The 24709-nt window shown below is 29.9% G+C and carries 25 protein-coding genes; all 25 read left to right on the forward strand.

The annotated features are described in order from the left end of the window. The first annotated feature begins 8 nt into the window (after positions 1–8). The 25 genes from ACZ0AH_RS03795 (at position 9) to ACZ0AH_RS03915 (ending at position 24671) form a co-directional block, all read left to right on the forward strand. On the forward strand, positions 9–854 hold the full coding sequence (locus ACZ0AH_RS03795; protein ID WP_463474524.1) for a sugar nucleotide-binding protein: 846 nt from the start codon (positions 9–11) through the stop codon (positions 852–854). Continuing rightward, positions 854–2056 carry a glycosyltransferase family 4 protein gene (locus ACZ0AH_RS03800; RefSeq protein ID WP_463474525.1) on the forward strand — a complete coding sequence of 401 codons (1203 nt, stop codon included), beginning with the start codon at positions 854–856 and terminating at the stop codon, positions 2054–2056. Before ACZ0AH_RS03795 ends, ACZ0AH_RS03800 begins: the two co-directional genes overlap by 1 nt. A gap of 1 nt (position 2057) precedes the next feature. Continuing rightward, the gene (locus ACZ0AH_RS03805; RefSeq protein ID WP_463474526.1) at positions 2058–2957 is read left to right on the forward strand and encodes an NAD-dependent epimerase/dehydratase family protein; all 900 of its coding nucleotides are present in this window, start codon (positions 2058–2060) and stop codon (positions 2955–2957) included. Next, positions 2957–3916, forward strand: a complete 960-nt coding sequence (locus ACZ0AH_RS03810) for an MraY family glycosyltransferase (RefSeq protein ID WP_463474527.1) — start codon at positions 2957–2959, stop codon at positions 3914–3916. Before ACZ0AH_RS03805 ends, ACZ0AH_RS03810 begins: the two co-directional genes overlap by 1 nt. A gap of 3 nt (positions 3917–3919) precedes the next feature. Then, positions 3920–4345, forward strand: a complete 426-nt coding sequence (locus ACZ0AH_RS03815; RefSeq protein ID WP_463474528.1) for a cupin domain-containing protein — start codon at positions 3920–3922, stop codon at positions 4343–4345. Beyond that, positions 4338–5474: a DegT/DnrJ/EryC1/StrS family aminotransferase gene (locus ACZ0AH_RS03820; protein ID WP_463474529.1), complete on the forward strand. Its 1137-nt coding sequence runs from the start codon at positions 4338–4340 to the stop codon at positions 5472–5474. Before ACZ0AH_RS03815 ends, ACZ0AH_RS03820 begins: the two co-directional genes overlap by 8 nt. A 28-nt stretch (positions 5475–5502) precedes the next feature. Then, positions 5503–6051, forward strand: a complete 549-nt coding sequence (gene rfbC, locus ACZ0AH_RS03825; protein WP_463474530.1) for a dTDP-4-dehydrorhamnose 3,5-epimerase — start codon at positions 5503–5505, stop codon at positions 6049–6051. Next, positions 6051–6896, forward strand: coding sequence for a dTDP-4-dehydrorhamnose reductase (gene rfbD, locus ACZ0AH_RS03830; protein WP_463474531.1), 846 nt, complete (start codon positions 6051–6053; stop codon positions 6894–6896). Before rfbC ends, rfbD begins: the two co-directional genes overlap by 1 nt. A gap of 75 nt (positions 6897–6971) precedes the next feature. Further along, a complete protein-coding gene (gene rfbA, locus ACZ0AH_RS03835) occupies positions 6972–7856 on the forward strand; it encodes a glucose-1-phosphate thymidylyltransferase RfbA (RefSeq protein WP_463474532.1) in 885 nt (294 codons plus the stop codon). An 84-nt stretch (positions 7857–7940) separates the two neighbouring features. Continuing rightward, on the forward strand, positions 7941–9908 hold the full coding sequence (locus ACZ0AH_RS03840; protein ID WP_463474533.1) for a polysaccharide biosynthesis protein: 1968 nt from the start codon (positions 7941–7943) through the stop codon (positions 9906–9908). A gap of 200 nt (positions 9909–10108) precedes the next feature. Then, positions 10109–10975 carry an ABC transporter permease gene (locus ACZ0AH_RS03845; protein ID WP_463474534.1) on the forward strand — a complete coding sequence of 289 codons (867 nt, stop codon included), beginning with the start codon at positions 10109–10111 and terminating at the stop codon, positions 10973–10975. Between the two features lie 47 nt (positions 10976–11022). Further along, positions 11023–12315: an ABC transporter ATP-binding protein gene (locus ACZ0AH_RS03850; protein WP_463474535.1), complete on the forward strand. Its 1293-nt coding sequence runs from the start codon at positions 11023–11025 to the stop codon at positions 12313–12315. Next, a complete protein-coding gene (locus ACZ0AH_RS03855; RefSeq protein WP_463474536.1) occupies positions 12294–13640 on the forward strand; it encodes a methyltransferase domain-containing protein in 1347 nt (448 codons plus the stop codon). The genes ACZ0AH_RS03850 and ACZ0AH_RS03855 overlap by 22 nt, the downstream gene beginning before the upstream one ends. A 94-nt stretch (positions 13641–13734) precedes the next feature. Next, the gene (locus tag ACZ0AH_RS03860; protein WP_463474537.1) at positions 13735–14409 is read left to right on the forward strand and encodes an acyltransferase; all 675 of its coding nucleotides are present in this window, start codon (positions 13735–13737) and stop codon (positions 14407–14409) included. Beyond that, positions 14406–15299 carry an NAD-dependent epimerase/dehydratase family protein gene (locus ACZ0AH_RS03865; protein WP_463474538.1) on the forward strand — a complete coding sequence of 298 codons (894 nt, stop codon included), beginning with the start codon at positions 14406–14408 and terminating at the stop codon, positions 15297–15299. Before ACZ0AH_RS03860 ends, ACZ0AH_RS03865 begins: the two co-directional genes overlap by 4 nt. Then, a complete protein-coding gene (locus ACZ0AH_RS03870; RefSeq protein WP_463474539.1) occupies positions 15278–16423 on the forward strand; it encodes a glycosyltransferase family 4 protein in 1146 nt (381 codons plus the stop codon). The genes ACZ0AH_RS03865 and ACZ0AH_RS03870 overlap by 22 nt, the downstream gene beginning before the upstream one ends. Before the next feature lie 14 nt (positions 16424–16437). Next, positions 16438–17220: a glycosyltransferase family 2 protein gene (locus ACZ0AH_RS03875; RefSeq protein WP_463474540.1), complete on the forward strand. Its 783-nt coding sequence runs from the start codon at positions 16438–16440 to the stop codon at positions 17218–17220. Between the two features lies 1 nt (position 17221). Beyond that, positions 17222–18103, forward strand: coding sequence for a glycosyltransferase family 2 protein (locus ACZ0AH_RS03880; protein ID WP_463474541.1), 882 nt, complete (start codon positions 17222–17224; stop codon positions 18101–18103). Next, a complete protein-coding gene (locus ACZ0AH_RS03885; protein ID WP_463474542.1) occupies positions 18100–19032 on the forward strand; it encodes a glycosyltransferase family 2 protein in 933 nt (310 codons plus the stop codon). The genes ACZ0AH_RS03880 and ACZ0AH_RS03885 overlap by 4 nt, the downstream gene beginning before the upstream one ends. Beyond that, positions 19033–19812 (forward strand): glycosyltransferase family 32 protein, encoded by a 780-nt coding sequence (locus ACZ0AH_RS03890; protein ID WP_463474543.1) that lies wholly within the window; start codon positions 19033–19035, stop codon positions 19810–19812. A gap of 2 nt (positions 19813–19814) precedes the next feature. Next, the gene (locus ACZ0AH_RS03895) at positions 19815–20816 is read left to right on the forward strand and encodes a glycosyltransferase family 2 protein (RefSeq protein ID WP_463474544.1); all 1002 of its coding nucleotides are present in this window, start codon (positions 19815–19817) and stop codon (positions 20814–20816) included. Then, a complete protein-coding gene (locus ACZ0AH_RS03900) occupies positions 20813–21892 on the forward strand; it encodes a glycosyltransferase (protein ID WP_463474545.1) in 1080 nt (359 codons plus the stop codon). Before ACZ0AH_RS03895 ends, ACZ0AH_RS03900 begins: the two co-directional genes overlap by 4 nt. Beyond that, positions 21893–22828: a glycosyltransferase family 2 protein gene (locus ACZ0AH_RS03905; protein WP_463474546.1), complete on the forward strand. Its 936-nt coding sequence runs from the start codon at positions 21893–21895 to the stop codon at positions 22826–22828. 7 nt (positions 22829–22835) lie between these two features. Next, positions 22836–23726, forward strand: a complete 891-nt coding sequence (locus tag ACZ0AH_RS03910) for a glycosyltransferase family 2 protein (protein WP_463474547.1) — start codon at positions 22836–22838, stop codon at positions 23724–23726. A gap of 15 nt (positions 23727–23741) precedes the next feature. Then, positions 23742–24671: a glycosyltransferase family 2 protein gene (locus ACZ0AH_RS03915; protein WP_463474548.1), complete on the forward strand. Its 930-nt coding sequence runs from the start codon at positions 23742–23744 to the stop codon at positions 24669–24671. The last annotated feature ends 38 nt before the right edge of the window (positions 24672–24709 follow it).

Consider the following 24709-nt stretch of genomic DNA (forward strand, 5'->3'; position numbering starts at 1 on the left):
TTATTTAAATGAAAAAAGTATTAATAATTGGGGTAAAAGGAATGGCAGGGCATGTTCTGTTTAAAGCATTGCCTGATTTAGGACCATACGATGTTTATGGTATTGCCAGAAATATAAAGGCAACAGATAAAATTTTTGATCTTGATGTCGCCAATACAGATGAGTTAGAAAAAATTATTAATAGAGATTTTGATATAATTATTAATTGCATTGGAATTCTAAATAAAGATGCAGAGGATAATCCACATAAAGCGATTTGGTTTAATAGTTATTTTCCTCATTTCTTAGAAGCTTTAACGAAAAACACAAAAACTAAAATTATTAGTGTTAGTACAGATTGTGTGTTTTCAGGAAAAAAAGGCGGATACACAGAAGCAGACTTCAAGGACGGAGAAGGTTTTTATGCTATGTCTAAATCATTAGGAGAAATCATTAATGAAAAAGATTTAACAATTCGAACTTCTATAATAGGACCAGAATTAAATAAGGAAGGAATTGGCTTGTTTCACTGGTTTATGCAGCAGCAAAATGATATTAGTGGATATTCACAGGCTTTTTGGTCAGGAATCACGACAATAGAGTTAGCAAAAGTTATTAATCAGGCAATTGTACAAGATATTAAAGGTTTGATTGTAGTTGCGGGAGAAAGCAAAATTGATAAATTTAGTTTGTTAAAAATTTTTAATCATATTTTTAAAAATGATTCTTTGGTCATAAAAGAAAATTCCAAATACAAGGTCGATAAAAGTATGTCTAGTTTAAGAACTGATTTTAAGTATGTCGTGCCAACTTATGAAGAAATGGTTTTAGAGATAAAGAATTGGATAGAAAATGGTAATTATGATTATAATTGATGAGAATATTAATTATAACACAATATTTTTGGCCAGAGGGTTTTAAAATCAATGATTTAGCTTTAGGATTGAAAGAGAGAGGGCATGAAGTAACAATTCTGACTGCTATTCCTAACTATCCCAAAGGTGTTTTTCATGAGAATTATTCATTTTGGAAAAATAATGATGAAGAATGGAATGGAATTAAAATATACAGATCTAAAATATTCTCCAGAGGTAACGGAAGTATTCGATTAATGTTAAATTATATTTCATTTGTTTTCTTTGGAAGTATAAAAATCTTTTCCATTAAAGAAAAATTTGATAAGATATTAGTATATGAACCATCTCCGGTTACTGTGGGTATCCCTGCAATAGTAGCTAGTCGAGTGATGAAAATACCTTACTATTTTTGGGTGCAGGATTTGTGGCCGGAAAGTCTTTCTGCTGCAGGAGGAATAAGAAACAAATATGTTCTTAATTTTTTTAATGGGATAACTAAAAAAATATATTATAAGGCCGAAAAAGTATTAGTACAATCAAAGGGTTTTGCTAATTATATTAACGGGCAGGGAAATTTTTCAGAAAAACTAATTTATTATCCAAATTCTGCTGAAAAATTATATAGACCATTAGATCCTGTTACTGAGTATCAATCCAAATTGCCTACAGGTTTTAAACTCTTGTTTGCTGGTAACTTAGGTGAAGCACAAGGAATTGATACTTTGATTAAAGCAGCGGACATTGTTAAAAAAAATGGAATTGAAGTTAATTGGATTTTCTTGGGAGATGGGCGTCAAAAAGAATATTATATTAATGAAGTGAAGAGAAATGATTTAGAATCTAATTTTTATTTTCTAGGATCTTTTCCTGCTGAAAACATGCCTTATTTCTTTTCATGCGTAGATGCCTTAATCGTCTCATTGAAAAAAGACAGAATATTCTCTTTAACGATTCCTTCAAAATTACAATCTTACTTAGCTTGTGGAAAGCCAATTTTAGCTTCGTTAGATGGGGAGGGAGCCAGAATAGTAGAAGAATCAAATGCTGGATTTGTGTCACCATCTGAAAATGCAGATTTATTTGCTGCTAACGTAATTAAGTTTTATAATTTGTCTCTAGAAAGTAAAAACGAAATGAAAAGAAATGCTTTGAAGTATTTTAGAAATGAATTTGAAAGAGAAATGCTAATTGACAGACTTCTCGAAATATTGAAAAATTAAAATGAAAATAATTATATCAGGAGCGTCAGGTTTTGTAGGTAAAAACCTATGCAGTTATTTGTCGGGTTTTTCGTTTTTAATTGAACCAATTTCACTTAGGAATTTCAATAAAAAAGAAAGTATAAATGGTGACGCAATCATTCACTTAGCAGGAAAAGCTCATGACACAAAAAACACAAGTGATGCATCAGACTATTTTAAAATAAATACCGAATTAACAAAAGAACTATTTGATGTCTTTTTAGAAAGTGAGATAAAGGATTTTATTTATTTTAGTAGTGTAAAGGCAATTGCTGATAAAGTCCAGGAAACTTTATTTGAAGATATAAACGGAAATCCTCAATCTCCTTACGGGCAATCTAAATTACAAGCCGAAAAATATATTTTGTCAAAAAATATTCCATCAGGAAAAAGAGTTTTTATTATTAGGCCATGTATGATTCATGGTCCTGGGAATAAAGGAAATTTAAATTTGTTATACAATGTAGTAAAAAAAGGTATTCCATATCCTTTGGCATCATTTCATAATGAAAGATCTTTTTTAAGTATTGATAATCTTAATTTCATGATTAAGGAAATTCTTGAAAATAAAATGATTTCTTCAGGTATTTATAATTTTGCAGATGATCAGTTTTTGTCTACGAATGAGGTTGTTCAAATTATCTCTTCAACTTTAAAAAAGAAAAATAGAGCAATCGCGATTCCAAAAAACATTATAAATAGTATTGCTAGAGTGGGTGATTTGCTAAAGTTTCCGTTAAACTCAGAAACTATTCAGAAATTAACTGAAAATTATCGCGTTTCGAATAAAAAGATAAAGTCGGCAATAGGAATAGAAAAGCTTCCAAATACTGCACAGGAAGGTCTGGAAAAAACAATTAAAAGTTTCATCAACAAATAATGGAATATACAGTACTAGCTTTTTTTTTAATGATCTTAATGTTGCTTTATTTTAAAATAGCAGATCGTTTTAATATTATAGATAAACCTAATTTAAGAAGTTCACATAGTGAAATAACCTTAAGAGGAGGAGGCATTATTTTTTGGTTTGCTTCTTTAATTTATTTTTTGCAGCATATTCAATATAATTATTTTTTCTTTACCGGAATTACACTTGTTAGTTTGGTAAGTTTTTGGGATGATATTCAGAGTTTATCAAATAAAATCCGAATTTCAATTCATTTTCTAGCCATCACGTTGATATTTTTCGATCTGGGAGTTTTTACTTTAGTACCAATTTGGGGAATTATAGCAGCATATGTTCTGGCAATAGGACTAATTAATGCCTATAATTTTATGGATGGTATCAATGGTATTACAGGTCTTTATACCTTGATCGTAATGGGGTCACTATTATTTGTAAATACAAAAGTGCAACTATTTACCGATGGTAGTTTTATCAAGTATGCAATGATTGCCAGCTTAGTTTTTTTATTTTTTAATTACAGAAAAAGAGCGAAATGTTTTGCAGGTGACGTTGGTAGTTTAGCAATTGCTTTCTGGATAATTTATTTGATCTTAAAACTCGTTTTAATAACAAATTCTTTAATTTGGCTCCTTTTTTTAGCGGTTTATGGAGTTGATGCAGTTTGCACTATCGTACATCGTTTGTACTTAAAACAAAATATTTTTGAAGCACATCGTTTACATTTTTATCAGATTTTAAGCAATGAGTATAAAATACAGCATCGGCTTGTTTCATTGTATTATGCAATTGTGCAAACTGTAATTTCAGTTGTAGTAATTTTTTTATATCATAAAATTGAAGATTTCTTATTGTTTGTAATTGTGATTACACCTTTAGTTTTGATATACAGCATAAAATTTTATTTAATAAATAAAAAGCAACTCAAAGTTTAATAAATGATTCCGAAAATAATTCAAGGAGGAAGTTTCTCAGATCATCGTGGAACAATTTCGTATGTAAATGATTTTAGCTTTAAAGATATTGAGAGGTTTTACATCGTTAGTAATTCTGCTGAAAATACAATCCGAGCTTGGCAAGGGCATAAATTAGATGCTAAGAATTTTTATTGTTTGACAGGAAGTTTTAAAATTCATTTCATAAAAATTGACAACTGGGAAAATCCTTCAAAAGACTTACCAATAGAAACGATAACTGTTTTTGCTTCAGATAGTAAAATAGTTCATATTCCTGCAGGTTATGCAAATGCAATTCAGTCATTAGAAAAAGATTCAAAATTGATTTCTTTTTCAACTTTACCCTTGTCAAAGGCTGGTGAAGATGATGTAAGATATGATGCTAATTATTGGGAAATAAATGATTAATAAAAGGATTTTTTTATCGTTACCACAGAAGAGTGGCTATGAAGAAAAATATATCCAGAAAGCTTTAGACACAAACTGGATAACTTCAGGCGGTCCGAATGTAGATGATTTTGAAAATGTTTTGCAAGACTATTTTGCTGACGGATCATTTGTGACAGCTTTAAATTCTGGGACTTCTGCAATTCATTTAGCATTAATTTTATTAGGTATTACCTCTGGTGATGAAGTAATTTGCCAAAGTATGACCTTTTCAGCTTCAGTTAATCCTGTTGTATACCAAGGAGCAAGTCCTGTTTTCGTAGATAGTGAAATTGAAACATGGAATATTTGCCCGGAGTTTCTTGAAATAGCTATTAAGGACAGGATAAAAAAAGGGAAAAAGCCTAAAGCAATTATTGCAGTGCATCTATATGGAAATCCATATAAAATAGATGAAATTCATGCAATTGCCGATCGTTATCAAATTCCAATAATTGAAGATAGTGCAGAAGCACTTGGAAGTATTTATAAAGGTAAAAAGTGCGGAACTTTTGGAGAATTTGGAATTATTTCATTCAATGGAAATAAAATAATTACAACATCAAGTGGAGGAATATTAATCAATAATTCCTTTGAATTAAAAGAACGAGCAATTTTTTATGCTACTCAGTCAAAAGATAAAGCGTTTCATTATCAGCATAGTGAAATTGGTTATAATTACAGGATGAGTAATATTTGTGCAGGAATAGGACTTGGACAAATGAAAATTCTCGATGATAATATTAAAATTAGACAAGAAATACATTTATTCTATAAGGAAATTTTTCAAAATAAAGACTGTGTTACTCTTTTTGAGACTTCAAATGAAGAATGCTTTTCGAATTACTGGTTAAATACTATAGTAATTGACTCAAAAAACAATAAAATAAATAGAGAAAGTTTAAGACTTGCTTTTGATGAGGCAAATATAGAAACCCGTCCTTTGTGGAAACCAATGCATTTGCAGCCCGTTTTTAAAAAATATTCTTATTATGGTGATAAGGTAGCCGAAAGATTATTCGAAAAAGGTTTGTGTTTGCCTTCAGGATCAAATATTACTCAAGATGATAAAACCAGAATTAGGGAGGTATTAGAATCATTTTTTAAATAAAAAGAAATAATAAAGCATTAATATTAATATGAAAATCGAAGAAACTTTTATAAAAGATTTAGTAATTGTTGAACCAATGGTTTTTGGTGATGAAAGAGGTTATTTTTTTGAATCATACAGTAAAACTAAATTTGAAGATTTAGGTATTAATATTGAATTTGTTCAGGATAATCAGTCTTTTTCTAAAAAAGGTACATTAAGAGGTTTGCATTATCAAAATCCTCCTTTTGCACAAACTAAGTTGATTCGTGTCTTAGAAGGAGAAATTATTGACGTAGCAGTAGATCTAAGAAAAGATTCTCCAACTTACGGAAAATCATTCAGTATCTTATTATCTGCAGAAAATAAAAAACAATTATTGGTTCCACAAGGATTCGCTCATGGTTTTTCGGTTATTAGTGAAGTGGCATCAGTAATGTATAAATGCGATCAATTTTACAATAAAGCTTCTGAAGGTGGAATTAAGTATGATGATCCATCATTAAATATTGATTGGGGAATGAATTCAGAAGATGTAATAGTTTCTGAGAAAGACCAAATTCTCCCTTTTATTGAAAATTGTAATAGTCTGTTTTAATGGATAAAATTTTAGTAACAGGAGCAAACGGACAATTAGGATCTGAATTTTTTGTTTTGTCTTCAAATTATCCTCAATACGAATGGGTTTTTGCAGATAGAACTAAAATCACCTTAGATAATTTAGAATTGCTTCAGATCCAATTGGAAGAAATTCAGCCAAATATAATTTTTAATTGCGGTGCATATACTGCAGTTGATAAAGCTGAAACAGAAAAAAAATTAGCTTTTGCGATTAATGATTTGGCAGTAAAATTAATTGCAAAATATACTTTTAAAAACAGTACAAAATTAATTCATGTATCAACTGATTATGTATTTGATGGATCTTCTTCAGTTGCTTTAGATGAAGAAGCAATTACAAATCCAATAAATGTATATGGGGAAAGTAAAAAAGCTGGCGAAATTTCATGTTTAAAAGAAAATCCAAATTCTATTATTATTCGGACTTCTTGGGTTTATAGTAAATTTGGTAATAATTTTGTTAAGACTATGCAGCGGTTAATGCAGGAACGTGAGGTTATTAATGTGGTCAATGACCAGATAGGATCTCCTACTTATGCAGCAGATTTGGCTCAAGCCATGATAGATATTATTGAATCACAAAAGTGGATTCCCGGAATTTATAATTATTCAAATGAAGGAGAAATAAGCTGGCATGAATTTGCATTAACTATAAAGGAATTTGGTGGATATGGTTGTCAAGTTGATGGGATTTCGTCAGCAGCATATCCAACTCCTGCAAAACGTCCTGAGTTTTCTTTATTGGATAAGAAAAAAATCAAAAATGTTTATGCTGTAAAAGTGCCATATTATAAAGAAAGTTTAAAAAAGATGTTTATTTAAATAAGTTTTTAGATTTTAACTTTTATATCCAATTAAGGAAATGAATTTAAAATCTAAATCAAAAAGTTAAAATATATGAAAGGAATTATATTAGCCGGAGGTTCTGGTACTCGTTTACATCCTTTAACACTTGCAATGAGTAAGCAAATGATGCCGGTTTATGATAAGCCAATGATTTATTATCCGTTATCAACTTTGATGATGTCTGGTATAAATGAAATATTGATTATTTCAACACCTCATGACTTACCAAACTTTAAAAAATTATTGGGTAATGGTTCAACTTTAGGCTGTAAATTCAGTTATGCTGAACAGGCAATCCCAAATGGTCTGGCACAAGCTTTTGTAATTGGAGAAGAATTTATAGGCAACGATAATGTGGCTTTGATACTTGGAGATAATATATTTTTTGGTTCTAATATGCAAGAGTTACTAAAATCCAATACAAACCCTAATGGGGGAGTTGTTTTTGCTTACCATGTGTCAGATCCGGAAAGATATGGGGTAGTTGAGTTTGATGAAAATTTCAAAGCCATTTCTATTGAAGAAAAGCCAGAAGAACCAAAGTCTAGTTATGCGGTTCCGGGACTATATTTTTATGACAATTCAGTGGTAGAAATTGCAAAAAATATTAAACCAAGTGCACGTGGTGAATATGAGATTACCGATGTTAATAAAGTATATCTTGAAAGAGAAGCTTTAAAAGTTGGTATATTGAGTAGAGGTACTGCATGGTTAGACACTGGTACTTTTAATAGCTTGATGCAGGCCGGTCAATTTGTTCAGGTTCTTGAAGAAAGACAAGGGCTAAAAGTAGGCTGCATTGAAGAAATTGCATGGAGACAGGGATTCATAAATGACAGTCAGCTAGAAGAATTAGCATTGCCATTAGTGAAGTCTGGTTATGGAGCTTATCTAATAGATTTTTTAAAACAAAAGAAAAAAGGAGTTAGATTTTAATTAAACCCAAGAATAAACTTTTTAAAACCATTAATTTGTACTTTTGTAAGGAATACGAAGTTTAAAAAATTAAACTCAATTAAATTGAATACTGACAAACAAACCAATATAGCCTCTTTATTATATAATACCTTTTCGCCAAGAAATCTTAGGGCTAACATCAATAACCTTAGTTATTTACCTAGGTGGATTATTGTCGCATTGGATGTAATAGTTTTAATCTTTTCATTTTCATTTACCTATATGCTGTTTGAAGGAACTGCATTGGGCTATATTATCACATCACATCATTTTTATTTTGTTGGCAGCTTAATAACTATTAATGTTTTTTTCTTTTGGTTATTTAGGACCTATTCTGGAATCATTAGGCATTCTTCGTATATAGATGCTATAAAACTGTTGTTTTCACAAATGTCAGTATTAGTGTTTTTTTTATTTTTCAATTTAGTTTTTGAACTATATACAGGACATAAAGCTTTTTTAAATACCGCACTTTTTATCAATTTGGTTTTGTCATTTTGTGGTTTGTTTTTATATCGTGTAATAGTAAAGCAAACTTTTGAACTATATTTTTCAGAGAAGGCAGGTACAAAGTTAATCAGAACCGTAATTTACGGAACCGATGCTAACGCAATTTCGGTTGCAAATGCATTAAAATTCGAAACACCATCGCGATTTAAAATAGTTGGATTTGTAGATAAAAACAATCAAAATGCATCTAAGAGAATGTTAGATTTGCCTATTTTGATTTTAAGAAAGAAACTACCTGCGTTGATGCGTTCTGTTGCCGCTGAGGGTGTGATCATTGCTGATAAAAGTTTAACTAAAGATGAACAATTGATTATTGTAGATCAATGTTTGGAATTTAATTATAGAGTTTATACCGTTCCTCTTATTTCTGATTGGGAAAATCAAAAGGAAATCTCGCAAAAGGTAAAGAATATCCAAATTGAAGATTTATTAGAAAGAAAACCAATTGTTTTAGATAGTAAATCAATTTCTAAACAATTAAAGGATAAAACAATTCTTATAACCGGTGCCGCAGGATCAATAGGAAGTGAAATTGTAAGACAAGTACTTGGTTTTAACCCTAAAATGATTATTGTTTTAGATCATGCCGAAACACCACTTCACAATTTATGTTTAGAGACATTCAACATGAATTCTGAAGCAAAAATAGTGGCGGTAGTTACTGATGTAAGAAGTAAAAAAGCTTTGGAAAAAGTATTTAAAACCTATAATCCACATGTTGTTTTTCATGCTGCTGCTTACAAACACGTTCCTTTAATGGAAGAAAACCCTGCACAGGCAATATTAACCAATATTAAAGGGACAAAAAACCTGGCAGATTTATCTTGTAAATACCGCGTTAAGAAATTTGTTATGGTTTCAACAGATAAAGCTGTTAACCCTAGCAATGTAATGGGGGCAAGTAAAAGAATAGCTGAAAAATATGTTCAATCGTTATTTTTAAAAAATAAAAATGAAAATGTTGAAGGTGCAACCAAGTTTATTACAACTCGTTTCGGAAATGTTTTAGGATCAAATGGATCAGTTGTACCTTTATTCACGAAACAAATAGCAGAAGGTGGTCCAGTAACGATAACCCATCAAGATATCATTCGCTATTTTATGACGATTCCAGAGGCTTGCCAATTGGTGTTAGAAGCTGGAGCAATGGGTAATGGAGGTGAAATTTATATTTTTGATATGGGTAAACCAGTCAAAATAATTGATTTGGCAAAAAAAATGATTAAGCTTGCAGGATTTATTCCGGATAAGGAGATAAAGATTAAAATTGTAGGTTTACGACCAGGAGAAAAATTATATGAAGAATTATTAAATGATACTTCTAAAACGTTGCCTACATATCATAATAAAATCATGATTGCGCAGGAAATACAGGACGAATATGAAAATTTGCATATCGAAATAGATGAACTTATTGGAATTGCTGACTTTTATGATAACGATGATATTGTTGCCAAGATGAAGAAAATTGTTCCTGAATTCAAAAGCATGAATTCTACTTATGAAGTTTTAGATAAATAATTTTTTAAGAAAATAATAAATTGAATGCGTATTAGGAGAGAAAAGGTGTTTTTAAAAAACGCCTTTTTGCTTTTTAGATAATTTATAAATCAGTAAAAATCCTGTTAATTTTAAGAAGAGGAATTTTTGCTATAATTTTAAACTAGTTAATAATTTCAACCTTAATTATAATATTACAATTTAATTGTAATTAAACCAAAATGAACAATACAAATAATTCGAATGATTGGCTGTTCGAGATAACACCAAAAAATAAATTTTTCTCATTAAATCTAAAAGAAGTTTGGCAATATAGGGATTTACTATTTCTTTTTGTAAAACGAGATGTGATTACAGTATATAAACAGACTGTATTGGGTCCACTCTGGTATTTAATCCAGCCATTATTTACTTCTGTAACCTTTACAATTATATTTAATAATGTGGCAGGAATCGATACTGGTTCAGTTCCCCCGTTTTTATTTAATTTAGCTGGAATAACGGTATGGAATTATTTTACTTCCTGTTTAAATGGAACTTCAGATACTTTTAAAGCTAATGCCGGAATATTTGGCAAAGTCTATTTTCCGCGTTTAATAACGCCGCTATCTGTTGTAATTTCTAACTTGATTAAATTCGGAATTCAGTTTATAATTTTTATAGCGTTTTATATTTATTATTATTATAAAGGTGCTGATTTAAGTGGAAACGGATTGCTTTTCTTTTTTCCTTTATTGATTGTAATTATGGGAATTTTAGGACTAGGATTAGGAATGCTTATTTCTTCAACGGTAACTAAATACCGGGATTTTAGTTATTTGGTTGGATTTGGAATACAATTACTTATGTATTTATCTGCTGTCATGTATCCAATCAATTTAATAAAAGCAAAATTGCCGGATTATGGTTGGATTGTCGAATATAATCCTCTGGCTTACATTATCGAAACATCCCGTTATATGCTTTTAAATGTTGGCGAGATTTCATTTTTAGGATTAGCATACACTTTAGCGTTTACAGTTGCTATATTTTTTGTGGGCCTTTTGGTATTTAATAAAACAGAAAAGAGTTTCATAGATACGGTTTAAATCAAGGCAAAAAATATAATTTACAATTCACAATTTACAATTCATCATTGGAAAAAGATATAATTTTAAAAGCCGAAAATATCTCTAAACAATATCGTTTAGGGCAAGTTGGCACGGGTACTTTAAGTCACGATTTAAACAGATGGTGGCATGAAATAAGAGGTAAAGAGAATCCCTATTTAAAAATTGGAGATACAAATGATCGTTCTACAAAAGGCACTTCAGAATATGTTTGGGCTTTACAGGATATTAATTTTGAAGTAGAGCGTGGAGAAGTTCTTGGAATTATTGGTAAAAACGGAGCGGGTAAATCGACCCTTTTAAAAATACTTTCAAAAGTAACGGCTCCAACAACCGGAAGTATCAAATCTCGAGGACGCATCGCATCACTTCTTGAAGTAGGAACTGGCTTTCATGGTGAAATGACAGGTCGTGAGAACATCTTTTTAAACGGAGCAATTCTGGGAATGACTAAAAAAGAGATCGCTTCTAAAATTGATGAAATTATTGATTTTTCAGGATGTGAGCGATATATAGATACACCCGTAAAAAGATATAGTTCAGGTATGACTGTTCGTTTGGCCTTTGCAGTTGCCGCTTTCCTGGAGCCAGAAATTTTGGTTATCGATGAGGTTTTAGCTGTTGGTGATGCTGAATTTCAAAAGAAAGCCATTGGGAAAATGCAGGATATCTCGAGAGGTGAGGGAAGAACTGTTTTATTTGTGAGCCATAATATGGCTGCAGTAATGAGTTTATGTACAAAGGGAATATTATTAGAGAATGGAAAAGTAACTTTTAGCGGTACAATAGAAGATACAATTGCAAAATATCTTATTGGTAAAAAAGAACTAGTATCAGATTTTTCTAGCTTTACTGATAGATCTGGAGAGGGAAATATTAGATTTACAAAAATTGTCTTAAGGAATTCTGATAAAGCAACTTATGTTTTTAAGTTAGGCGAAAGAATAGGTTTTGATCTTGATTTTATAGTTAATAAAAAAGTAGAGACAAATAATTTAAAAGTACTTATAGGGGTCTACAATGATAGAGAAGAAGGTATTTTAAGGTTTGACAGTACTGCAACTACTAATTTAATATTGAAGGAAGAATATAATGAAGGGCGTATATCTTGCATAATGGAAGATCATCTCACAATTATGCCCGGTAGATACTTAATAAATTTTGCCTTGTTTAACAATGATGTTATGCAGGACTACATTGTTGAGAAAGTTTCTTTTGATGTTGTAAACGAGAATTATTTAGGAGGAAGCAAAACTTTGGATAATAATAGTCTTGCAAAGGTTATTTATAGACATTCATGGAAAATAGAAGCCAATTAATAAAAGGAAATTTAATGATAAATAGTGATTTTAATATTGATGAAGCGCCTTATTTATTTGATCAATCAGGTAGAATCTTAATACAAGAAAATAATGTCTATCGAATTATTGAAAATAAGGAGAGCGTTAATAGTTTTAAAAATTTATTGAATTCTGATTATGTAGAGGAATTATTTTCTATTGGTCTTGTTCGTACCAAAATAGTTAAAGAATTAAAAGAAGAAGAAAGAATTATTTTAGAACATGAAAAAATACCTTTTATATTACATCCTTGCGAATATTCTAATAAAATGTTTTGGCAAGCTGCATGTATGTTCATTGAATTAAATTTAAAATTATCTGAAAAAGGATTTGGTACTCATGACTCTCATCCTTGGAATGTTTCTTTTGATGGAACTAGACCAGTTTTTTATGATTTTGGTTCTATTATAAAAAGAGATAGTATTACTCAGGCATGGTTTGATGAGTTTTTTAATTTTTACATTATCCCAGTTTGGTTAGCAAATTTTTCGCCAAAAACTTATAAATTTTCTAAAGAATATAGAAAGGAAAATGGTGGGGGTGGATTTGGCGTAACCCTACTTAAATCTGTAAGATTACGAAAAATACTATTTTGGAAATTTAGAGCAATAGCAAAGTTTAAAAATAATCCTAAAAAATTGCTTGAGGAAATATTAAAATGGCTCAAACAACATGAACCAATTTCTGTGAAACCACAATATTGGTCTAATTATTATACGGAGCAAAAATTTGATTTTGATAAACTAGAATCTTTAAAACAGAAATTTGTACATAAGATATTATCTGAAACAAAACCGGAAAAAGTTCTTGATTTGGCGTCCAATAAGGGCTATTATGCTTTTATGGCTTCTAGTTTAGGAGCATCGGTTATTGCATTTGATTATGAGGAAGAAATAGTTGATTTTTTGTTAGAATCTGATAATAAAAATATCACTCCCGCTCATTTAAATTTTAATACACCAACGCCGGCGTTTGGGCCAGCATTGTTTTGGGAAAATTCATTTACTAGATTTAAATCTGAAATTGTTTTTTCTTTAGGATTAATACATCATATATGCATTAGACAAAATATACCGGTTTATTTATTTTGTGAGACATGTAAAAAGTATGCGACTAATGGAATTATTTTAGAATTTGTAGATCCAACTGACAAACATGTAGCGAGTTGGAATGCAATTATACCTAAAGATTATTCTATTAATAAAATAAAGCAATATATGATGGATAAATTTCCAAATTGCGATATTAGTGAAAATGAATTATCTGACGGTATTAATCGTACTTATTTATACTTCTCTAAATAAACCATATTAAATTAATCTATTCGTTAAATTTAAATGTAACTATGCTTTGTCGTTCTTTTCAGTTATCAAGATATAAATGTTATTATAATATTTTATGGCGTTAATTAAAAAAATAAAGGGATTAATTAAAAAAAAATGCTCTAAAATTATATCGAGATTAATCGATACCAAACAACTTGCGAAAACTATAAATGAAATAAATAATAGAAATACTATTGACGAATGCAAGAATCAGGTAGTTTTGGGAGAAAATAGTAAATTTTATCCTGAAGCTAAAGTCTATAATTCGCAGCATGACAAAACAAAAATAATTATTGGAGAGCATACTCATATCCGGGGACAGTTATTGGTTTTGAGATATGGTGGATCTATAAAAATTGGTACTAATTGTTATGTAGGCGATGGCACCAGAATATGGTCCGGAGACTCTATAATAATTGGAAATGATGTTTTGATATCGCATAATGTTAGTATCATTGATACAAATTCGCATGAGATTAATTATCTGGAAAGGGCAGAAAGATATACTGACTTAATTGAAAATGGCTCATGGGAAAATAAAGGCAGTATAATAACAGATCCTATAATAATTAATGATTATGTATGGATTAGTTTTAGTGCAGTTATTTTAAAAGGTGTAGTTATTGGCAAAGGTGCAATTGTTGCTGCCGGTGCTGTCGTTACAAAAAATGTCGAAGCTTGGACAGTTGTAGCTGGAAATCCCGCAGTTGTTGTAAAATATCTACCAGAATACAATCAGGAAAAATGAAAATATTAATAATAGGCTCAAAAGGATTTATTGGAAGCCATAGTGTAGGTTATTTTACTGAAAAAGGACATGATGTATATCAAGTTGATATTCAGGATTCATCAGATAAAAATTATTTTAAGATAGAGCATCAAAATTCTGATTTTTCCAAATCTTTCAAAGGACATCAATTTGATGTATGCATTAATGCTTCCGGTTCAGCTCATGTTGGTTTTTCATTTGAAAATCCTTCAAAAGATTTTGAACTTAATGTAATTAACGTACAAAAGATACTTGTAGCTATTCGCGATCATTGCAGTAATTGTAAGTTTATCAATTTTTCAAGTGCCGCTGTTTACGGTAATCCTGAATCTCTGCCAATAGCTGAAAACAGTATTTGTAAGCCTTTATCTCCCTACGGATTTCATAAATTGCAAAGTGAACTTTTACTAACAGAATATCATAAGTTTTTTGGTTTAAGAACCGTCAGTTTACGCGTTTTTTCTGCATATGGACCCGGTTTAAAAAAACAACTATTTTGGGATTTGTATGAAAAAACGATGAAAGATGATGTTGTTGCACTTTTTGGTACCGGAAACGAGACGAGAGATTTTATCTACATAGATGATTTGATGACTATTTTGGATTTAGTCATTGAGAATTCCAAATTTGAAGGATCGATTTACAACGTTGCAAGTAATGTTGAAACCACTATTTCAGAAGCGGTACAAATTTTTATAGATGGATTTTCTTCAGATAAGAAAGTTGTCTTTAACGGGCAAGTAAAAATAGGAGACCCAAATAATTGGCTGGCTGATATACAATCGCTGAAAAGTTTTGGTTTTAAACCTCAATTTAATTTGTACTCAGGGCTTAAAAAATATATTGAATGGCTAAAGAAAGTCGAATAGGAATTGTCTATAATTTTGACGAAAACTGGATTGGAGGAACTTATTATGTTCAAAATTTAATCCGGTCATTAAATTATCTTCCGCGTAAGGAACAAATAAAATTATATATCTTAACTAAGGATGAATTGCAATTTAAGGAATTGCAAAATGCTACGAATTATCCGCGATTGAAATTTATTCCATCGAAACCACAATACAGTAAAATAGAACGTTTTGCTAATAAAATTTCTCAAAAACTTATTAAAAGAAAGATTTTTTTTAAAGGTATTAATTTAGATTGCGTTTTTCCTTTACATGGAGTTCCGGCCAATTTATCACACATTAATAAATTAATTTTTTGGATTCCCGATTTTCAGGAAAAATACCTGCCTCTTTTTTTTTCTCCGGAAGAAGTAGCGAGCCGTCAATTAAATTATGAAAATTTGGTAACTCTAGGACACCCGGTAGTGTTTAGCAGTAATAATGCCCTTAATGATTTTAATAGTTTTTATCCTGATTCAAAAAATGAAAAAAATGTTTTGCAATTTGCAGTAGTACATCCGGAACTCGACCTGAAAAATTTTAGTCAGGTTAAGGAAAAATATGGAATTGAAGGCAATTACTTTTTTTCTCCGAATCAATTTTGGCAACATAAAAACCAAATTGCCATAATAGAAGCCACTAAAATATTAAAGGGACAAGGGATTGAGGTAAAAGTTATTTTTACAGGAAAAGAGTATGATTATAGAAATCCTGATTATACGGATAATTTGAAGCAAAAAATAGTAGAATATAAACTGGAAAATGAAATTAGTTTTTTAGGTTTTATTGATAGAAAAGAGCAACTTTTATTGATGAAAAATGCAGATGCTGTTATACAACCTTCCCTGTTTGAAGGATGGAGTACGGTTGTTGAAGATGCGAAAGCATTAAATTGCAGCTTAATTGTTTCAAATATTGAAGTCCATAAAGAGCAATTAGAAAATAAAGCCTATTTTTTTGCTCCAAACGATTACAATGCATTGGCATTACAAATGATAGAGGTAATGAATAACCCGTTTAATAAACTAAAATATGATTTGGATTATTCTGAAAACATAAAAAAGTTTGCTGTAAATGTAAAACGAGTTATAAATACTAATTAAAATTGCTTTCGTAAATGAATAAAAAGCTCACTATAATTACCATCAACTATAACAATCTCGAGGGGCTAAAAAAAACCATTGAAAGTGTTGTTAGCCAAACCTGGCAGGAATTTGAATACATAGTAATTGATGGAGGATCAACTGATGGTAGTGCTGCATATATTGAAAGTCTAAGTGATAAAATTGATTACTGGGTAAGTGAGCCGGATAGTGGGATTTATAATGCTATGAACAAAGGTATTGCCAAAGCTTCGGGAGAATATTTGTTTTTTTTGAACAGTGGAGATCATTTTTTTTCTAATACCACCTTAAAAGAAAATCACAGTAAAATAGAAACCTACGACGTGATTTATTTTGATATAGTTCTAAAAGACGAAAAAAAATCACGAATATTATCCTATTCTGAAAAGTTAAATTTTGCCCATTTTTATACAGCAACATTATGTCATCAATCCACTTTAATAAAAAAAGAGCTTTTTAAAAAAATTGGGTTATATGATGAAACCTTAAAATTTGTATCAGATTGGAAATTCTTTATTATTGCACTTTTTCAATTTAACTGCAGCTATATAAAGATAAACCAAACCCTTTCTGTTTTTTATTTAGACGGCATTAGCTCTAATCTGGAAAATGATGAGTTATTGTACAAGGAAAGACAAAAGGTTTTAAAAGCTGATTTTAGCAACCTTGTTGATGATTTAAACGAACTTAATGAATTGAGAAGAATAGTTTCAAAGCTGCGAAAATCTAAGAAATTGCAGTTATTAGTTAAATGGGGATTGATAAACAAATTTTAAAATGACCAACCCGTTAGTTTCTATAATTGTTCCATCCTATAAGCAAGCGCATTTTTTAAATGATTCGTTGCAATCTGTTTTAAATCAAACTTACTCCAATTGGGAATGTATTATTGTGAACGATGGAAGTCCGGATAATACTTCTCAAATAGCAGCATACTGGTGCAGCACAGATTCTCGATTTATATATTTAGAAAAACAAAATGGCGGTATAAGTTCGGCAAGAAATGCAGGTTTAGATATTGCAAAAGGCTCTTATGTTCAATTTTTGGATGCCGATGATTATTTGCATCCTGAAAAATTAAGCAAATCACTTTTTCAAATAAAAGATCATTTGGATCAAAATATTGTCGTTTCTCATTTTAAAATGTTTAAAGATGATATTCATGATGAATTGACTTCTTTCTGCGAATTAAGCCAGGAGAATTTATGCTTTAATGAAATGTTGTACGGATGGGGATTTAGATTTAATATCCCAATTCATTGCGGTTTTTTTAGTGCTTCCTTATTTGATGATTTCCGTTTTGTTGATGGTTTGAAAGCAAATGAAGATTGGATTATGTGGCTAACTTTCTTTCAGAAAAAATTGACTGCAATTTTTATTGATGAAATACTGGCTTTTTACCGAAACCATAATACAAGTGCAACAAAAGACTTTGACGTTATGCTGGAGCATACCATTATTGCTTTGTCATTTTTGGATCAAGTAATTTCAAAAGAAGATTATAAATCTTATTTATTGTTCAATATTAAAAAAAGAACCTCAGATTGCGAGATTATGGCTTTAAAGATTGAGAGCTTAGGCGAACGGGTAATTACTTCAAATAAAAGTATCGGATATCGAATGGAGAAGAAAATCAGAAATTTTTTTAAGCGTAGATGAAAACAATTTCAGTAATTATTCCCAATTATAATCATGCTCCTTTTCTTGTACAGCGTATTGAAAGTGTACTGAGACAAAGCTATCATGATTTTGAGTTAATAATTCTTGACGATTGTTCAACAGACAATAGCAAAGAAATTATTAACAGCTATAACGAGAACGATAAGATAGCACATATTTTTTTTAATGAGTCCAATTCTGGAAGTCCATTTGGGTTATGGAAATATGGTATTCAAAAAGCAACCGGAAAATATATTTGGATAGCAGAAAGCGATGATTGGGCACATGAAGATTTTTTATTGGAGCTGGTCACTGTTTTAGAAAATAATAACGCCGTTATAGCACATTCAAATAGTTACTTTTACATCAATGATAAATTAAAGCTTAACGACTGGTGGGATTCATTTAAGAGCGATAAGTGGAATTCAAATTATGTAGAAAGCGGATTTACTCTTCTAAAAGAATATGGACGATTTAAATGCCCGGTAATAAATGTTAGTTCAGCTGTTTTTAGAAAAGATATTATAAAGGATGAATTTTATCCAATAAATTTTAGATATAGTGGTGACTGGTCATTTTGGGGAAATGCTTTTTTAGCAGGAAATGTAGCCTTTGTATCAAAACCACTCAATACAATTCGCGTTCATAATTTATCTGTTACGCAAAATAACAGAGCAGTTAATATCAATAAATTAAAAGAAGATAGTAGCGTTATTAACGAAATAAATAAACGATTGAATGTAGAAACACAGTACAATCAAAACTACGCTTGGTTAATAGACTTTTGGATAGCAGTTTTAAAAAATAAAGGAAATTATTTCAGCAAAGAACATCATAAGGTAGACTTGCCCCATTCTTTCAAATTAGCTTTTTATAAACGCTACATACCTTTTATTTTAAAAAAAGCACTTAAAAAACTTACGAGATAAATGATACCAAAAACAATTCATTATTGTTGGTTTGGAAAAAACAGAAAATCAAAACTCATTAAAGATTGTATCCGGTCCTGGAAAATGTATTGTCCGGATTTTGAAATAATCGAATGGAATGAGAAAAATACAAACTTAAGCCTGCCCTTTGTTGAACAAGCATATAGAGAAAAAAAATGGGCTTTTGTTGCTGATTATGTTAGGTTAAAAGTCTTGTATGAACATGGCGGTATTTATCTCGATACCGACATGATGCTCTTAAAACCGCTTACTGACTTTGTTGATAATGATTGTTTTTTTGGTGCTGAAGAGGCTGAAATTGTAAGTTGTGGTATTATTGGCTCGAAAAAACAAAATCAATTTATAAAAGATTGTCTTTCAGGATATGAAATTCATGATACCACTACAAAAATTGACTGGAAAAAAAATATTATAACCAAGATTATAACAGACGCTTTTAAACTGAAGTATGATTTTAAAGAATCAGTTGAGATAAAAAAATATGATGAAATAACAATTTATCCGCCTAACTTTTTTTATCCTTTGCCCTTTAATAACGATGATGTTATAAACTATAAAAAATATATAAAGCCGGAAAGTTATGCCGTTCATTTATGGGTTGGATCATGGGTCGTACACAATGAATTTAATTTTTTAAGAAATCGGGAATATTTAAAAGGAGGCAAAATTATTTTCGAAAAATTACTATCGGGAAATATTGATAGTAAGTATATCAGGAAAATTTTTTCATCCCTGAAACAATCAATATCCAAAAAATAGTAATGCCAGAAATTTCCGTTTTAATGCCTGTTTTTAATTGCGAATTGTATATCAAAGATGCAATTGAAAGTATATTGAATCAAACTTTTTCAGATTTTGAATTAATTGTAATCGACGACTGTTCTACAGATTCGACTTTATCAATCATAAAATCTTATGAGGATTCAAGAATTAATTTAGTAGAAAAAGAGCAAAATACGGGCCTTACTAATAGTTTGATTCAGGGAGTTTTAATCGCTAAAGGCAAATATATTGCACGAATGGATGGTGATGATATTAGTTTGCCTGAACGATTTGAAAAGCAATTGCGGTTTCTGGAAAATAACCCCGAAATAATTTTATGTGGATGCGGAGTGGAAATAATAGGACAAAACCTTATTTCAAAATATCCATCCAGTCATGATAGTATAAAAATACAGTTGTGTTTTAATGCATCATTTTATCATCCAACAATAATGGCTAGGCATCAAATTCTTCTTGAAAATAATTATAATGAAAATTTTGAGCCCGCTGAAGATTATGAATTATGGACGCGTTTAATAACTGTTGGTAAAGTAGCCAATTTAGACGAAGTTTTGCTTTATTACAGAATTCATGAAAGCCAGACATCAAGCGTTAGAAAGAAAGAACAAGAAAACGGAATTTTTAATTGTCAAATGGTAATGCTGGATAAATTAAAAATTACGGATCTTTTTAGCCGTGATCAGATAAAAACAGCATTATATTTTTCGAAGGATGTTACTTTTGAAGAAGTAAAAACCACTATAAAAATCTATGATAGTCTACTTGAAAGAAATAGTAGATTGCAGGTATTTAATGAAGAACTATTTATAGTTTCAATAAAAAACAAGAAAAAATTCTATCTACAAAATTATCTTTTTGGCTCAAATGAAAATTTAGGAATTAATCTTCTTAAAAGCTTGCAAGTATTTTCAATTATGGAAATCATAGCCGCAATAAGTCCGGTAAAAAGAATAAAAAAGGCAATTAAAAAATTAATATGAACAAGATTTTTTTTATAGCACCAGATCTAAATACTCCTTCGGGAGGAATAAAACAATTATATCGACAAGTAGATATTTTGAATGACAACGGATTTGAAGCTTTTATTTTGCATAAGAAAAAAGGATTTAGATGCAATTGGTTTAAAAATGATACCAAGGTTGCCTATCATTTTAAATCAATAAACGGGATTGAAAAATTTTTAACAAAAGAGAGTAAAAAAATCAACCTTATCAGCACGTTGGTTGTTTTAAAAAAAATACTTATTAAAGCTTCCGATCTTAAAAGTTTAAAAAATAATCTTGAGTTTAAGGAAGCTGTCTTTGATAAAGAAGATATAATTGTTTTTCCGGAAGTTTATGGTAAAGCAAGTGATAAATTTTTCCTGAAAAATAGGAAAGTAATTTACAATCAAAATTGTTATTATACCTTTTGGAATTGTGATTTTACCGAAAAAAGCAGCCCTTATTTAGATAAAAATTTAAAAGCAGTAATTGTAGCTTCTACAGACGCTATAAATTATATTAGTTATGGCTTTCCTGATGTACCGCTTTACCGTGTGAAATATGGAATAGACAGTAAAGTTTTTTCGTATTCCCCAACTAAGAAAAAACAAATAGCGTTTATGCCCAGAAAATTGAATGAAGATGTTGTTCAGGTTATTAATCTTTTAAATTCCAGAAATAAATTAAAGGACTGGACTTACAAAGTGATTGATAAAATGAATGAAAATGAAGTTGCCGATGTTTTAAAGGAATCGGCTTTGTTTTTAAGTTTCAATCATAAAGAAGGATTTGGCATGCCGCCTGCAGAGGCGATGGCCTGTGGTTGTGTGATTGTAGGATATCCGGGAAAAGGAGGAAAAGAATTTTTTAAAAATGAGTTTTGTTATCCAATCGAAGACAGGGATGTGGTTTCTTTTGCAAAAACACTCGAAAGTGTAATGCTTGAATATGATAATAACAATCAATTATTTGTTGAAAAGGGAAAAAAAGCATCTGATTTTATACTTTCTGAATACAGTATGGACATGGAAGTGAAAACTATTGTAGATTGCTGGAATTCAATACTTAAATAAATGTCTTTAGTTTCTATAATTTTGCCAGGTTACAATCATGCTCCTTTTTTGAAAGAAAGGCTAAACTCAATCCTAAATCAAACTTACAAAGATTGGGAGGCCATTATAATTGATGATAAATCTACCGATAATAGCGTTGCAATTATTGAAGAATTTCTGCGAAACAACAGCAATTTTAAGGTTAAACATTTTGTTATAAATGATAAAAATTCCGGAAGCGGATATTTTTCATGGCAAAAAGGAATTGAACTGGCGCAAACTAAATATGTATGGATCGCTGAAACAGATGATTATTCTGATCCCACTTTTTTAGAAGAACTAGTTAAAATTTTAGATCAAAATGAAGCTGTTGCACTAGCTTTTTGCGGCAGTAATTATGTTGAAGACGATAAATTAATTTACGATTCTACAAATAGACTTAAAGATTTGGAGGTTGATAAAGAAAACTACAAAGTATTCAAAAAGGAAGTTTTTTTTAACCGTATGCCGTTTAATCCTTACATAACAAATGGGAGTTCTGTTGTATTTAGAAAGCCTCAGGAAGAAATTCCAAGTCAAATATTTACTAATAGACAATGTTCAGATATTTTTCTTTGGTCTTATCTGCTCAAGAATAATTCTTTTGCTTATTTAAATAAATCTCTAAATTTTTTTAGAAGGCATCAAGGATCAACAACAACGATTTTGCAAAAAAATAATTTAGAGACAATCTATCACGAGAAAGCAAAATATTTAAATTATTTTGAAGTAACAGCTAAATATCCTGAATTTATAGATCATTATATTAAATACTACATATGGAATAATAAAAAAGATTTTTTGAATGTTTCAAGTATTAGAAAAATTCAAAAAAATAAAAATTTAGAAGTATTCTATTTTTCTAAGCTGCTTAAATTTTGCTTTTTTAAAATATTTAAACATATTGTAAAACAATAATATTAAAATGATTTTTGCTTTAGTTACAGTTGTTATTCCAACATATAACAGGACTTCTTATCTAAAATTGACTTTAGATAGCATTATGCAACAAACTTTTCAGGATTTTGAAATTATAGTTGTAGATGATGGAACTCCAAACGATGACAATTTTCTTTTATGTCAGCAATATAGCAAATTGCGTTACATAAAAATTGAAAATTCAGGTGGTCCTGCGAGGCCAAGAAATGTTGGTATTAAAGAATCAAGAGGCAAGTATATTGCTTTTACTGATGATGACGATTTATGGGTTGAAAATAAATTAGAAAAACAGGTAGCAATTTTAGAAACCCACCCGAATTTTGGACTTGTTCATAGTTATTGCGATGTCATTGACGAACATACGATTTTACAAAATAAAGTAGTAGGAAGACCGGGCACACCAGAAGTAAAGCATGGAAATGTGTCAATGAAAATGATGGGAAATTGGACGATAATGATGCCTACAACTTTTGTCAGAAAAAAAATTATCGATGAAGTTGGATTTTTTAATGAAAAAATGCCATCAGCAGCTGAAGATTCTGAGTATTGGATTAGAACATCTTTTTTTACTGATTTCTATTATATCGATGAACCATTGGCAAAATATAGAATTCATTTTAATAATATTTCTGCCAATTCAAAAGAATATGGAGACCTTTCCGGTTATCTAAAGGAAGTTTTGCTTGAATTTAAAAAGATTGGAAAAATAAATGACAACCAATATAAGATACTTATTAATAGTCTTTGCAGTTTACAAATCAAAGGTCTAAAAAAGCATACTTATAAAGCGATTTCAAATCTTTTTATGTTAAATCCTTTTTGGATGTTTAGATGGAAAAATCTAAAATTAATGATGTTTATTATTCTAAAGAGATAAAATTAAATAGACTGTATGATTTCCATAGTTATTCCGTATTACAAAATTGTTTTCTTTAGAGATACCTTACTTTCTTTATCAAACCAAATCAATAAAAATTTTCATGTTTTCATTTTTGATGATAATAGTAAAGACAATCCCACTGAATTATTAAAAGAATTTGAAGGGAAGTTTTCTCTTACCTATCATAAATTTAATGACAATTTAGGAAGTGTTTCTTTAGTAAAACATTGGAAAAGATGCCTTGATTTAGTACATGATGGCGATTGGATTATGATTTTAGGAGATGATGATGTTTTAAGTCAAAATGTTGTCCAGGATTTTTATGAAAAAGAGGTCGAAATTAATGCATTAAACATTGATGTAGTAAGGTTTGCGACAGAAATGATTGATGATGAGGACAATAGAACATCTTTGGTATTCAATCATCCTGAAGTCGAGCTTGCAGTAGATTCGTTGATTAATAAATTAAAAGGCCTGAGCAGGAGTTCTTTAAGTGAATATTTTTTTAGAAAAAATAAATTTTATAACTATTCTTTTAAGGAATATCCACATGCATTGTTTTCTGATGATATTTTAATTTTAGAACATTCCTCTTTTGAAGATATATTCACAATTAACAGTTCTGTAATACAAATAAGGAAGAGCAAAGTCAACTTGTCCGGAGGTCTAAAATTAGACAATCGCCATGAGGCCATTTTAGAATTTTACAAAAGCTTGTTGACAGAATTTAAAGCTAAGTTTAATAAAGAACAAATAGATTACATTGAATACAAATTAGAGAGAGAAATATTCAATCATAAAAAAAAGAGCATATTTGTCTTCTTGATTCAATATTATATCAAAAGCGGGCAGTTTCTTAAGTTTTTTAAATTGATAGGAATGATTTTTACTAAAATTCCAAAATTGGTATATCTACAATTAACTAATAAAAAAAAGCAATAGAATTATCGTAAACAACTTTTGTTCTATTTTTGCCCCAA

The sequence above is a fragment of the Flavobacterium sp. AC105 genome (assembly GCF_979258495.1).